Origin of the sequence: Paenibacillus sp. UASWS1643, from assembly GCF_008693195.1 — a bacterium.
GTDB lineage: Bacteria > Bacillota > Bacilli > Paenibacillales > Paenibacillaceae > Paenibacillus > Paenibacillus amylolyticus_B.
In genome coordinates this window covers 37,700-51,740 of record NZ_VXKZ01000111.1, presented here as the reverse complement: position 1 = coordinate 51,740, position 14,041 = coordinate 37,700, and the positions used below count along the sequence as shown (strand labels likewise).

The window sequence follows — 14,041 nt, the reverse complement described above, 5'->3', positions numbered from 1 at the left end:
CCTACATCTTTTGAAGGTTGATGATTGCTTCATCCAGATCCATTGCTCCACGTTCGATCTCATCGAACAGATTCTCAAGATCTGTATCCCGTTCCTCTTCGAAAGTTTCCTTTTGAGGAGACTGGTGAGGCTTCTGCTTTTCTGTGGTGCTCATATAAGTAGTTAGTCTGGAGATACTTGGATATTCAAACAGATCGGTCAGTATGAGTTTTCCAGGGTAAGTTTTGTCCAATTTCAAGAAAATTTGCTTAATCATAATAGAGTCTGCACCGAGTTCGAAAAAGCTGTCATGTACATTCATCTCTTTAATGCCTAAATATGGTCCAACTATATTCGCAATAGTCCTGTCCATCTCCACGGAAGGTTCCAATTCAAGTTCATACTCTTCCGCTCGGATCTGAACAGTAGAAGCGGATTCCTTCTTCATTGATGTTTGCTTTGTCCTCTCAGGCATTCTCATCAATTTTTGTAACCTTTGTCCGATGTTGGCATCAAGATGAAAGTGGTAGTTATTCAAAATGTTTAAATAGGGTGAATTCCAGTTCATTTCCCCCACCAGCAGACGGTCGGTCCGTTTTCCCATTATTTCGAACAATCGATCCAATGCCCACTCTTTGGACATCGTTTTGAATAAGGTGTCAAAATCAAACCCGGCTCTGGAAGCCATGCCTACCTCTTTCCAGGTAGTCCAATTCAGCGTTATTGTACGCATCCCTTTGCGGTTCCGCATCGGGGCATAGGCATCCTGATATGCATTCGCGGCGGCATAAGCAGCCTGTCCAGTAGAACCAAATAACGTAGCGACGGACGAGAACATGACTAGAAAATCTGGCTGATCTTCGGCTGTTAACTGATCCAGCAGAGGAGTCCCCTTCACTTTCGGAGCCAGCATTGCTGTAAACTCTTCCTCAGTCATCTGGTCAGCTTGTTGTGTACTCCCAACGCCTGCTGCATGGATGATGCCACGTATACATCCAAATCGACTTCTTAATTGTTCAATGGCATGACTTAACTGATCTGCATCGGCAACATCAGCTCCAAGATACATCATCTGTCCGGCCCGTTTCTCCATATCAAGCAACCGAAGAAGCTTACTTTTTAGATCTGGTGAAGTATTTTTTGCATTTAGAATGATGTCCCAATTGTGACGTTTGGGCAGTGGCGTTCTTGCAATCAAAGCCAGATTCATACGTCCTAATGACAGTAAGCGTTCAGCAATCTCCATCCCCAGACCACCAAGTCCACCTGTAATAATATATACGCCGTCTTCTTTCCAGTTCATCTCAGCATCAGGCATGGAACAGACATCAGCAGGTGCGAATTCAGCTTGATATGCTTGTCCTTTTCTAATCGCCAAAGACTTCTTCTCCAACGGCCCCAAAATGTAACGCATATACTGAGAGGTATCCCAATCTTGGTCAACATCTATACAGAAGCATTCGAGATTCTGAATCTCACGCTGTACCGTATGTCCGAAAGCCAGCATCGCCGAATTATCCGGATACAGAACTTCCTCGTCACCCGTCACTTCATTAGCAAAGCTTGTCACCAAAATCATCTCAACTGGCTCTGCAATGACGTGTGAGCATGCCTTGGTAAGTCTCCATACAGACATAAGACCATTGTCCAGCCTGTTTTCCTTAGTTTCTACATGGTCAAGTGACGCTATATGCACGATCCGATAGGGACCTCCAAAGGACACTTCCTGCAAAAGTTTGATATAATCACTCTCGTAATTTCGAATTACATATGTCTGTGCATCCTGTTGAAGGTAAGATGTTCCCAATATCACTTCGATAACTGCTACTCCAGCTTCACGAATTTGGTTCACCAACTGGGTTGCATGTAGCTGTGTATCATCTCGTATTAATAAAACACGTTCAACATTATGGATGATGGATGAGTTAGTCTTGCCGATCTCGCTCCAAGGCTTCCATAACAATGAATAATACATCGCTTCTTCCTGAGTCTGTACCGAATTATCAGGGTTAATATCAATCCAGCACTTACTCTCCTCAAATGAATATGTGGGCAAGCTCAACTTGTTATAGGTCACATCTGGATAGATTCTTGACCAATTGATTTGAGCACCGCCTTGATAATGTGAGCACAACTCCTCTAGCACGGTTACTCTATCGCATCCTTCGATATGCCAGTTCGAGATAAGTTCTTCTGTAGTGGATAACTGATTCCTTTTCCTGAATGTATCTTGTTCATATTTACCGGTCTTGGGTTCTGCAAGAAAGTCGTTTAAATGCTGCCGCAATTGATCTAACGAATTGACCACCCACACCGCTCGGTGTGCATGATGCTGTCTTCCAGTAGCTGCTGTGCAGCATACATCCCTCACATCGGCCTTCGGGTTCTCATTGATCCACTTCACATACGATTGCACCTGACGGGAGAGATTTCCGGATGATACACTTGAGATCAAAAAGGGATAATGGTCATCGCGCCCCAATTCCACTGATATGTTCGGAGCTTCTTCCAGTACGACATGGCAATTGGTGCCGCTTAACCCAAATGAACTGACTCCACATCTTCGAGGAGTGGCCGCTCCTTCCCACTCTCTTGAAATGACATTGACATAGACTGGTGATTTATCAAATTCAAATTTTGGGTTTGGCTTATTAAAATGAAGTGTAGAGGGAATACGTTTGGATCTGAGTGCCATAATCGCCTTCAGCAGACCCGCTAATCCTGCACTGTCGTACAAATGGCCCACATTGGACTTAACCGATCCTATCGCACAGAATTGTTTTTTGTCCGTAAATCTGCGAAAAGCTGATTGGATTCCTTCAAGTTCAATCGGGTCCCCAATGAGCGTACCTGTTCCATGTGCTTCCAGATAGGAAAGACTCTCTGGATGAATTCCAGCATCACGCCAAGCATGCGTCAGTACTTTTTCATGAGCTACCGCATTGGGCGTTGTGATCCCTGCCGAATACCCATTCTGATTCACGGCTGTGCCTTTTATGACTGCATACACATGATCATGATCCCGCAATGCCTGTTCCACAGGTTTTAGTACAACACTTACTACACCCTCACCCATTCCTGACCCATCCGCATCTTCATCAAAGGTTCTTGTTGTCCCATCACTGGATTCAATACCGATTTTGTAATACTCTTTATCCAGTGGAATCATATTCAGCCTGATCCCTCCAGCGATAGCCATATCACAACTTCCTTCACGTAATGCACGTACTGCCATATCCAGAGCAACCAGCGAAGAGGAACATGCTGTGTCTACAACCATAGCCGGTCCCGTCAGATTAAGTAGATAAGCAATTCTTGCAGGAATGATGGACGAAAGATTACCTACGGTGGCGATTGGTAACATGTCCGGACTTAATTCCTCGACCATCTGTTTGTACTTGTAACCTTCTTGATCTCCGATTACACCCACGTACACCCCTGTTGAACTTCCAGCCAAACGGTCACCACCATAACCTGCATCCTCAACCGCACGCCATACCGTTTGCAAAAACAATCGTTGGACCGGACTCATCAGCTTGGCTTCCTGTGCACTCATACGGAAGAAGGAATAATCAAATTCATCGATTTCGTCCAAATAAGCTCCGTTCAAATAACGTACATGCTCCAATGAACCTTGCTTGTGAAGCAAGTATTGATCCAACTGGCCCTTTCGACGATTGGGCAATTCACGTATGCAATCAATTCCATAATCAAGCATCTTCCAAAATTCATCCATCGACTCTCCGGTCGGCAACTTCGCACCGATACCTATAACAGCTATATCATGTCTATTATCCGTTGTTATATCCAGTTCAATAGCAGTGTCCTGGTCATCTTCTTCTTCCCATTGCTCTCTGTCGAACAACTGATCAAGCATGGCCGTCCCCCTATGAAATTTCATTTCAATTCCGGTTGTACCAATAGTTGAAGTCCTCTCACATAATTGGCAATAAGACGTTTCACACGGCTCTGTTTTAATTTACGTCCATTAAAACGACAATTGCACTGCAGAATATCACCTTCGTCAGACACTAGGATAATCAGATCGTAATAGTTCAGTATATCGTCCGATGCCTTGAACAGATGCTGTTCACCATATAAAGGAATAATTGCCCACTCCGTGGTGCTTGTTCTGATCTGGCTCATCTGCTCGACAGGAAACGCTCGATCCGAAGGCACGGTTATGATCTGTTGATGAACATTTTGAAAGAGCTCTTTCATTGTCTTGTATTGATCGAAATTCAATCGTACAGGTGTGATCATTCTCGCTGTACCATAGGATACGTGCATATCAATAGAGGGTTGGTCTGACAAGGTGTGTAACAAGTAAGCATACATAGCTGATGCCAATACATGAATACTGATCGCTTCAGATTGTGCAATCAGTCGCATATCCTGTACCAATGAAGCCGGGAGAGTGAATTGATACGACAAGGCCTCGTAACCTCGATCCGCATGGAAGAAGCTCCGATCCATCCGTACAGGCTCCGGTTCCACTCTGTCTTGTCTGATCAGATTCCCCCATGAGACAATAGAGGTATGTGAATACAAGCTGGAAATTGCCATTTTGCCTGGAAATGCTTCATCGATTGCCTGATGAATCTGCGTTACTTTTAGCGAATCGAATCCAGCTTCAGCCAGGTTGTCCGTTACTCCGACATTCCTAAGTCCCGCTACGGACTCAACAATCTCAATCAGCTTTTGTTCGATATGATCACGAGCTGGTTGTACTTCTTTGATCTCATGCTTATGGCTTAACATGCTCTGAATGGATTGTTCCATTTCACTAAATTCTCCTGCTTGGTACCGCTCCTGAAGCCTGTAACGTTGAAATTTCCCACTCGTCGTTTTAGGAATTTGCTTAATGGGTAGCACGGACTTGAGTTCAATCCCCATCCGCTGTTGAATATGTGCTTTTGCTTCTCCAACTCTTGGAACAAAAGATGGCAAGTCCTTTTTATACAGTACAAACATTACAACGCTTTCCGATCCTGTAAGTGGATTGTAGACACCACATACAGCGACTTTCCCCAGATCAAATTGCTCCAGTTCCTCCGTTACACGTTCAATATCATGCGGATATACGTTTTGACCATTTATGAAGATAATGTCCTTGGTTCTGCCCGTAATGACTATTGCGCCATCATTCATAAATCCAATATCTCCAGTACGAATCCATCCATCGGCTGTACTTGCTTTTTCCGTAGCTGCCGCATTGTTATAATAACCGCTTGTTACACTCAATCCTTTAATTTGAATACTGCCCAGCACCAATTCCTCGACCGGCTTATCATCATCATCACATATTCGTACATCACAGTATTGAACCGGCTTGCCTACTTCGACAAAAGAAACAGCATGTTCCGAGCCCGGTTCAACTTCTATGAAGGGTTTCCCGGTCTCCAAATATCGTCTGTCCAGTACATAACAAGTCAAATCACCGACGTTACCAAAGGAAACACCAACGGTTGCTTCGGCCAAACCGTACGCCGTCAGCATTGTATTGGAGGCCAGTCCATAAGGACTCATCGCCTCCAAAAAATTGAAACATAGTGCCGGAGATATCGGCTCAGCACCGTTCATAATAAAACGTACCGAAGACAAATCCGTTGATGAAAAGGTTAGTGGATTATATGAATCCAGAAAATATTTATAAGCAAAATTTGGAGCATATAGTTGGGTGACACGGTGTTCAGAAGTTTTGGTTAACCATAATGTAGGGTGACGGATGAATAAGGAAGTCGGCATAATAAACTGTTGCAAACCTTGGAAGGTACTTGTAAGATGAAACGCAATCAGACCCATATCATGGGTCAGGGGTAACCAACTCAAAGAACGGTCATTAGAGGAGATTTGGGTTGCTATATTCATAGCTTGTATATTTATCATGACATTGCGGTGTGTAATTACTACACCCTTGGTTTGTCCTGTAGAACCTGAAGAAAATTGGATAAAGGCTATGTCATCCGGCTGGATGTTAGCTTCAATTCCCTCAACAATAGGTTCTTCTCGCACGTTCGAGATGTCCTCTACTATAAAGATTCGGGCATGCATTTCGCGGACAACCTCTTCCAATCCATTCTTCCGGGCAAACTTGTCCAAGCTTTCCGTGAGATCCTGATCAGCAGCAATAAACGGATGGTTCAACGTTTTCCACACATTGTAAAGCTTCATTCTTTGCTCCTGATTTCCGCCTACGGTTATCGGAACCGGTATGATTTTTCCAAGCGTGCAAGCCCAAAAGGTGACAATAAACTCTTCTTCCGAATTCAGTTGAAAGATCAATTCATTACCCGGCTGCATCCCAAATGCCTGAAGTTCCCCTAACCGGATTTTGGCTGATTGCAGAAGGGATTGGTACGATACAACCTTCTCTTCTTTGCTGCCATTCAGAAAAGTAATACCTCTGTCTGTGACTGAACCAAGGGAGTTAAATAATTGAGCCAAGTTATCCATGCTCATAACTGGAACACACTCCTTGTCAACTAGATTACGTAAGGTTGCAGTTTTTCATTTATAATTCTCGTTGTTTCCTGAATATTTTCCTGGATATAGAAGTGTCCTCCATCCAATTTGACAATGTCACATTGTGAACCAGCGTACTTTTTCCATCCGATCAGATCGCTAGATTTCACTCGAGTATCGCTTCGGCCAGTTAACACGGTAATATCACTCTGAACCTTGAAAAGCTTAGGTTGAAAACGATAGAGTTCGACAATCCTGAAATCGGCTCTAAGTACAGGGGCAAATAACAAAAAGAGCTCTTTATTGGTAAAGACCTCATCCGACGTTCCACCCATGTTCTGAATCGTCTCTCTGAACTCTTCGTCTGGTAATGCGTGAATATTCTCATCCTTGAAAATATGGGGTGCACGATTGCCTGAAAGCATCATATGTTCAGGCAATTGTTTCGTTGACTGTGCAAGTCGGTAATATAGTTCGAGCGCCATCCAGCTTCCCATGCTATGTCCGAAAATAGCATAAGGCCCATGAATTAGCGAGGAAACCGCAGGGTAGATATCTTCAATCGCTTCTTCAAAGCTTTCATAGAACGGTTCTCCCACTCGAGCGCCTCTTCCTTTTAATTCGATCGGTATTACGTCAATAAAAGGGCTTAAAGATGATTTCCAGCGATGAAAAATCATGGCTGATCCACCTGCATGAGGCAAACAAAAAAGTTGAATTTTCTTCATTAGCCCTATCATTCCTCGTATTCTTATTTTTATCGTAATTTATCATTTTACGTAAAAAAATACAATATTTTCTGTGTTATTGAATACATTATGTAGATTGAATAGATAGGGGGAAATCTCCCTTGTTGCTTCTGAATTGATTGCGATGTTCGGTTGGACTTTTGCCCACTTTTTTCTTGTACATTGCACTAAATTGTGTACTAGAACTGTACCCTAACTTCGTCGTAATTTCAGAGATTGGAAGATCCGTCTTGGTTACGTACTCCTGTGCCTTATCCACCCGAATCTGCTGTAGGTACTTCAGTGGCGAAACATTGAAAACCTTAGAAAACAGATTACACAGATACACTGGATTATAACCAACCATATCCGCCAGAAATTGCAGAGTAATTGGCTGCTCATAATTGTTTTGGATATACTTGCATATCATGACTAAGTTCCGTTTGACCGAGTCCTCCCGATCCGTTTCCGGTCGCATCAAATTAGCCAGATTCGTCTGATAGTAACTGGAGTATACTTCAAGAAAATCTCTTTCAGCTATTTCGATGTCTTCTCTACTCTCTACCGTTCGGTTCAACAGACTTACAGCAAGATCATAGTGTTTACTACCATTCTCACTTAATATGTGACAGCTTGGCAGTCGCTCAAGCAGATCCGATCCAAAAATAATACCTCTCATTTTCAGAACAGGTTTATCGTAGTTTTGCAGTCTTATTTTATTTGCCAGCAGCACAGCCCCTGCCTTAACCTGCACCGTTTTGCTAAACACACTGATTTCCAAGGCATCCATAACCTCAAATATGGCAATCTGTCTTCTGAGAGACAAGTCAAATAGATGTTTTTTTTCACGGACGACCATATCATAAGAAACAACAGAACGTAGTTGGAAATCCATTATCGTTAACCTCCTGATTGTTTTTCGGACGGTTTTGACAAGTACGGTGCTATACATTCATTCCTAATCTTGATCTAAGTTGTGTTGAATTTTTTAAGCTGATTACGAATGTAATCCAATAAATCTTTTTTTTCCTCAGGTGGTATCCACTCCGTTAGTCTGGCTGCAGCAATGGGAAGAACCCATCGATGTATCTCGCGAATGTCCATGCCCGAGAGAGACAAGTAATACTCGATATACGCTTTACTCATCCTGCTTTTGATTATCTTCAGCAGAACTTTCATCATCAATGGAGCGCCCTTGGGCAAATTTCCGTATTTTAATAACACTAGCGTCCTTGCCACATCTGCTGCTGGACAGCCCGATGCGCCTGTCATCCAGTCTATGATCCAGGATTCTTTGCCTGTAATCACATTATTGGGATGGAAATCCCCATGACATAGAGATCTGCCTTCCGGCAAACTATGTACATAGTCCATAATCTGTTGTTTCTCAATGTCCGATAGATCGCTTGCGTTTGATATATTCTTCTCTAATACAGTCTTATGCTTTTGTTGAATCTGTTCACCCGATTGCTGGTGTATTTGATGATGAAGTGCTGCCATCTGCCTTGCTCTGCGCTCAATAGACCATGGTTTAATAATCATCTCTTCCAAAAGTGTTCTTCCACTGGCCAACTCAAATATGATACCTTTACGATTATTGATCGTCACCATATCGATTGTTTGTGGGCATTTAACTCCAAGTTCCAAAACGATTCGAGTATTATCAAACTCATGCTGAATTGCTTCCGCAGAGAAATCTTCTCTGAAAAGTTTTAAAATTGAAGTTTCACCATGTCTGAATATTTCCGCTGTCTGTCCCTGCCCAATCCGTTTCAATCCTAATCAACTCCGTATCTTTCCTAAATCAATTATGGTAAAACATCAAAGAACCTAATGATCAAGCCCTTTTTTCATAGCATAATGAATGATCCTGCCTAATGCAAAAAAAGGGCTCTTCCTTAGGTCCTGCAATGCAAAATCTAAACGTTTCGATTCGCGCTATCCTTAACTTTTTCTGCTTTATTTGAACGTCTCATTTCACGGCGGTGTGTTACAACCTCCTGTGTTGCGATTAAAATCTCATGCATTTGAGTCGTGCCTTCAATAATTTCATTAATCCGGGCATCCCGATAATATCTCTCTACGGGATAGTCTCGATGGCAACCATTGGCACCATGAATCTGCACCGCATCACTGGCAACTTTATTCACCATGGTTGAAGCAAAGTATTTGGCAGTCCAAGTTTCCATAATGCTCTCTGGATCACCCACATCTCTTAAATATCCTGCTCTGTAACACAGCATCCGTGCCGCTTTCATATTCACTGACATTTCAGTGATCATTTTTTGTATCATTTGATTCTCGCGTATAGCTCTTCCGAATTGGATTCTGGAATTGGCATAATGAACCGATGCATCCAGACATGCCTTGGCTAAACCGACACAGCCACATGCAATCGTGTATCTTCCATAATCCAGACAAGGTAAAGCAACATGTGATAACCCTGTACCAACTTGACCCAGGAGGTTTTCCTTCGGAATACGACAAGAATCCATTTTCAGTTCAGCAATCATCGATGCTCTCGCTCCAAGCAACCCGCTCATAGGTTCAACGCTGAACCCAATGGAATCTCTCTCCACGATAAACGCTGTCGGCTTGTTCTCACATTGGGCAAGAATCAAAAATACGTCTGCAAGCTGCCCCATGGTAATCCATTTTTTATGACCGTTAAGTATGTATTCGTCTCCGTCTAATACGGCCGTTGTTTCAATGCTTTTGGCATCGCTTCCAACACTCGGTTCTGTCAATCCGAATGAACCCAAAGTTGTCCCCGTAGCTAATGCAGGTAACCAGTACTGTCTTTGTTGCTCCGTTCCCCAACGCAAGATCGCTAAACCCACCATCCCCTGAACGGTTAACAAACTTCTGACAGAGGAGCACCCACGTCCAACCTCTTCGTTAAGAATCCCGATAGTGATATTGTCCAGTTCCATCCCGCCATATTCTTTTGGCAACATGGAGCCCAGATAACCAGCCTCAGTTATTTTCGCAAGGAGTTCCGGGTGAATTCGTTCTTCGCTGTCATTTAAACTAGCATATGGAATAATCTCGCTGTCTACAAAATCCTTGAATTGTTCCTGCCACATCAATTGCTCCGCATTCAGTTCAACTTTCATCACATATCACTCCTGATTTTGAGGTTATAAGTCCAATAAACGGAACTCGATGCTGTGATTGTCTGATATGAGCTTGTGTCGTCATTTTCCTTTTATGACTCATTGGGAATCTCATAATTGATGCACTTACGCAAACTGTCTTTCAAATGTTGCAATGTTGTGAAGTTCTCCAATTCAAGATACTCATCGTCCATCTCAATATTGAATTCGTTCTCCAAGGCAATGATCAGTTTGATAAATGAAATGGAGTTTAATCCAAGAACTCTTAAATCCTCATCTAACGCACCTACATCCAGCTTTTGTTCAGAAAACATTTCCACGACCTGATAGAAGTGAATATCAAACTGATCATAAGCCACAGGATATTCTTGCAAAAAAGATTCCTCCTCCATATGAGACATGTAATCTTTGAAAATCCATTTTTGTGACACCATTTCTGTGATCAGATGCTGTTCGAACGTTTGCCTAAGAGTATAGGAATCGGAACAAGAAAAGTCCTACATTTTGTAAATATTCCATATATTCTCTGACTTCGATACTATCATAATCTTCCTGAGTCAAGCAATGACTATTGCCATGTATTCACAAATATTTAATAGGTTTCCACCTTCGAGATGATATCCCTATCTTGCAACAAGGATTCATTCTCTCAAAGGTGCTTTGACATAAACACATCAACCTCATCTTCACTGTCCAATATAAATCCAAATCGTTCATACAATCGCCGAGCAGGGCTTCCCTGCAAAACATTTAAAATAACCCGTTTCCCCTGAACTTCATCCTGTTCCAACAGCAATTTCAGTACCTGAGTTCCTATTCTCTGGCCTTGATAATCGGGATGTATGTAGAAGTGTTCCAATAGAAATTCCTCAGACTTGGGCTTCAACGCTACACAACCTACCATTGAACCCTCCACTTCAATAATCTGTGTCTGGGCAGAATTGAATGTATTCCGGAAACGCTCACGCACCTTCACATCATCGTACCTTCCCAGCCTGGTTAGATCATCGTACAGTACCAAGGCTCGCAAATCAGCGAGTTGCTCTTGGTCTGCCTGTACAGCTTGACGCATTGTTATTGGGTTCATTTGTTGGTTTCCTTTCCATTGGAGACACGTTAATTTTTGAATATCTTATCGCACTTTTTAGGGGTAGAACACTAAAAATCATACCTTTGGCAGCTCACTTGAGCAATATCGGATTTTAGAACGCACTATTTTTTCAAACATATTAAACTCCTCAAAAAATAAAAAAGCCCACAAAGGACGGTGCAGTCTCGCTTATACAAATAAGCGAACCCGCAGCCATCCCTTCTGGGATGTAGCTTATTATAGAAAACTAGGAAACATGTGAAGCGTGTGCTGCATGTTGCAATGCTTCCAGTCCCAATGCTAGCGCACCACACAAACCTGCATGCTGGCCCAATCCGGGCTGGACGATATATTGGTCAATATGTTGCGTGATTGGGGCTGCATTCACATAACCATTGAGATTCCGCACTACCTGCTCCCGGATCATAGGAAACAGATGATCTTGCTGCATCACACCACCACCCAAGATGATTTTCTGCGGCGAATGAAGCAAGATGGCCGTTGTAATCGACTCCGCAATGTAAAAGGATTCGATCTCCCACGCCGGATGATCTGCCGGCAGTTCACTGCCAGGGATCTGCCAGCGAGCTTCAATGGCTGGACCCGCTGCCATTCCCTCCAGGCAATCGCCATGATACGGGCATAATCCGGCAAAGTGGTCGTCTGGATGGCGTCTTGTGCGAATATGTCCACCCTCGGGATGTAACAATCCGTGTACTCGTTGGCCCCCTGCCACAAGTCCGACACCAACTCCTGTGCCAATCGTGTAATATACACAGTTATCCAGCCCTTGCGCCGCTCCCCACGTCACTTCACCGAGCGCGGCAGCATTCACATCCGTATCCCATCCAGAAGGAACCGGAAATTCATGCTTCAAGGTTCCAATCACATTACAGTTTCCCCACCCAGGCTTAGGTGTGGTCGTAATATAACCATAGGTGGGACTATCCGGTTGCAGATCAATCGGACCAAAGGAGCCAATCCCCATAGCTTCCACATCTTTATCCCTGAAATAGTCGATTACCTTGGCAAGAGTGGTCTCCGGATGTTCTGTTGGAAAGCTGATCCGATCTTCAATCTGTCCATGCTCATTACCTACACCACATACAAACTTCGTTCCGCCCGCTTCTATAGCTCCAATACGCATCGTTTTGGGCTCCTTTCCTTCATTACAATTAACCTTTAGCCTTGGTTGATGATATCTCATAGATATGAAGTGAAGAGAAGACCAGATCGGTATTTTCCGCATGAGCAGAGATGCCCTTGGAATCCACATCCGGATAGATCAGATCCGTGATAACCGCCTGACCATCATTTGCAAATACCTCCACAGATGAATGATCTACAAAGATACGCATACTTTGATTCCCATTTACATCTTTTAACTCAGCTGTATGGCGGCTCAGGAAATGTTCATGAAAATCGCCTATACCCGATCCACTACGATCGATATATACTTCCCCTCGGTTGGCGTCTACGCCAACGAGCGTTTCGTTACCAGCTCCGCTTCTTAAGGCAAAATGGAACGACTGATCTGGAGTCCACTCTGCATGGATCTCATAGTTCACTAGTTGCAAAGTGTTCAACTGCTCACTCACTTGCTGAATCGAAGCATCCTGTAGGGACAATACTGGCGTACGGGCTTGCTCAAGTTCACGTGCAGGACGTTGAATCAGTATTACTTCTCCGGCTCTTGTCTCCAGTGTCAACTCCCGTGCAATGGTCATTGCTCCACGATAATCATTGGTTGGCGTCTGATTGGCATACATCCAGTTGCTCATCCACCCCATGAACAAGCGTCTGCCGTCTTCAGCCGGAATGTCAGACCAACTAACTCCCGCGTAGTTATCCCGGCCATGATCAATCCAGCGAATCGTATGGGATGCTTCATCTGGGACAAATGTACTCCCATCAAAATCTCCGGTAAAATATTGTGTTCTGGACCCTTCTATGAATGCAGGATCTGCACCGATGCTAACGAGCATCACCCATTTCACCTGTCCTGAGCTTCCTTCCACTGCAAGCGGGAACAGGTCGGGGCATTCCCACACGCCATCGTGTGAACCGATCCCTTCGCCAAATTCACTTCCAAGTTTCCAATCCTTCAGATTGGGAGATCGGTACAGACATACCGTTTGACCACAAGCGATTATCATAACCCATTCCTTGGTCTGCTCATGCCAGAACACTTTGGGATCACGGAAATCTACAAAGGACTCATGCGTTAATACCGGATTACCCTCGTATTTAGTCCAGGTTCTGCCATTGTCTTTGCTATACGCCAGACTCTGACGCTGAACAGGATGCCCATTTGGTACTTCCAGATGATGTGTAAAAATGGCTACCAACCCCGGCTCCTCTTCAAAAAATCCGGAAGTATTGTTCCAGTCCACCACCGCACTGCCGGAGAAGATCATGCCATGTTCGTCCGGTGCCAGAGCTACAGGAAGTTCCTCCCAAGTGACGAGATCTCGGGTTACCGCGTGACCCCAATGCATTGGCCCCCATGTCGTACCAAACGGATGATACTGATAGAACAAGTGATACTCCCCATTGAAAAACACCATGCCGTTCGGGTCGTTCATCCATTTCTCTTTCGGTGAAAAATGGTATTCATTTCTGTAATCTTGTTTAAGAATTGTCGACATTATGGTTTCTCCTCC

At 43.8% G+C, this 14,041-nt stretch carries 10 protein-coding genes; all 10 read right to left on the bottom strand.

Annotation, left to right across the window (positions count from 1 at the left end):
- Position 1 precedes the first annotated feature (1 nt).
- The 10 genes from FE296_RS18320 to FE296_RS18275 all read right to left on the bottom strand — a co-directional run bounded on the left by FE296_RS18320 (position 2) and on the right by FE296_RS18275 (position 14,026).
- Entirely contained in the window at positions 2-3,856 is a 3,855-nt protein-coding gene (locus FE296_RS18320) for an SDR family NAD(P)-dependent oxidoreductase (protein WP_190945329.1), read from the bottom strand.
- Positions 3,857-3,876: 20 nt separating this feature from the next.
- A complete protein-coding gene (locus FE296_RS18315) occupies positions 3,877-6,441 on the bottom strand; it encodes a non-ribosomal peptide synthetase (protein WP_150365904.1) in 2,565 nt (854 codons plus the stop codon).
- Between the two features lie 23 nt (positions 6,442-6,464).
- A complete protein-coding gene (locus FE296_RS18310) occupies positions 6,465-7,172 on the bottom strand; it encodes a thioesterase II family protein (RefSeq protein ID WP_190945327.1) in 708 nt (235 codons plus the stop codon).
- Between the two features lie 88 nt (positions 7,173-7,260).
- Positions 7,261-8,067: a helix-turn-helix domain-containing protein gene (locus FE296_RS18305; RefSeq protein WP_181155579.1), complete on the bottom strand. Its 807-nt coding sequence runs from the start codon at positions 8,065-8,067 to the stop codon at positions 7,261-7,263.
- Positions 8,068-8,141: 74 nt separating this feature from the next.
- Positions 8,142-8,948: a phosphotransferase family protein gene (locus tag FE296_RS18300; protein WP_124115721.1), complete on the bottom strand. Its 807-nt coding sequence runs from the start codon at positions 8,946-8,948 to the stop codon at positions 8,142-8,144.
- 143 nt (positions 8,949-9,091) lie between these two features.
- Positions 9,092-10,288 carry an acyl-CoA dehydrogenase family protein gene (locus tag FE296_RS18295; protein WP_047843977.1) on the bottom strand — a complete coding sequence of 399 codons (1,197 nt, stop codon included), beginning with the start codon at positions 10,286-10,288 and terminating at the stop codon, positions 9,092-9,094.
- A 92-nt stretch (positions 10,289-10,380) separates the two neighbouring features.
- Entirely contained in the window at positions 10,381-10,662 is a 282-nt protein-coding gene (locus FE296_RS18290; RefSeq protein WP_165790030.1) for an acyl carrier protein, read from the bottom strand.
- Positions 10,663-10,937: 275 nt separating this feature from the next.
- Positions 10,938-11,375: a GNAT family N-acetyltransferase gene (locus FE296_RS18285; protein ID WP_124115719.1), complete on the bottom strand. Its 438-nt coding sequence runs from the start codon at positions 11,373-11,375 to the stop codon at positions 10,938-10,940.
- 250 nt (positions 11,376-11,625) lie between these two features.
- Positions 11,626-12,525, bottom strand: a complete 900-nt coding sequence (locus FE296_RS18280) for an ROK family protein (protein WP_150365901.1) — start codon at positions 12,523-12,525, stop codon at positions 11,626-11,628.
- Between the two features lie 28 nt (positions 12,526-12,553).
- Positions 12,554-14,026, bottom strand: a complete 1,473-nt coding sequence (locus FE296_RS18275) for a glycoside hydrolase family 32 protein (protein ID WP_150365900.1) — start codon at positions 14,024-14,026, stop codon at positions 12,554-12,556.
- Positions 14,027-14,041 lie beyond the last annotated feature (15 nt).

Excerpts from the sequence above, each read along its gene's own strand:
- FE296_RS18320 (WP_190945329.1), bottom strand. The coding sequence starts at position 3,856 with ATGCTTGATCAGTTGTTCGACAGAGAGCAATGGGAAGAAGAAGATGAC.
- FE296_RS18315 (WP_150365904.1), bottom strand. The coding sequence starts at position 6,441 with ATGAGCATGGATAACTTGGCTCAATTATTTAACTCCCTTGGTTCAGTC.
- FE296_RS18310 (WP_190945327.1), bottom strand. The coding sequence starts at position 7,172 with ATGAAGAAAATTCAACTTTTTTGTTTGCCTCATGCAGGTGGATCAGCC.
- FE296_RS18305 (WP_181155579.1), bottom strand. The coding sequence starts at position 8,067 with ATGGATTTCCAACTACGTTCTGTTGTTTCTTATGATATGGTCGTCCGT.
- FE296_RS18295 (WP_047843977.1), bottom strand. The coding sequence starts at position 10,288 with ATGAAAGTTGAACTGAATGCGGAGCAATTGATGTGGCAGGAACAATTC.
- FE296_RS18285 (WP_124115719.1), bottom strand. The coding sequence starts at position 11,375 with ATGAACCCAATAACAATGCGTCAAGCTGTACAGGCAGACCAAGAGCAA.
- FE296_RS18280 (WP_150365901.1), bottom strand. The coding sequence starts at position 12,525 with ATGCGTATTGGAGCTATAGAAGCGGGCGGAACGAAGTTTGTATGTGGT.
- FE296_RS18275 (WP_150365900.1), bottom strand. The coding sequence starts at position 14,026 with ATGTCGACAATTCTTAAACAAGATTACAGAAATGAATACCATTTTTCA.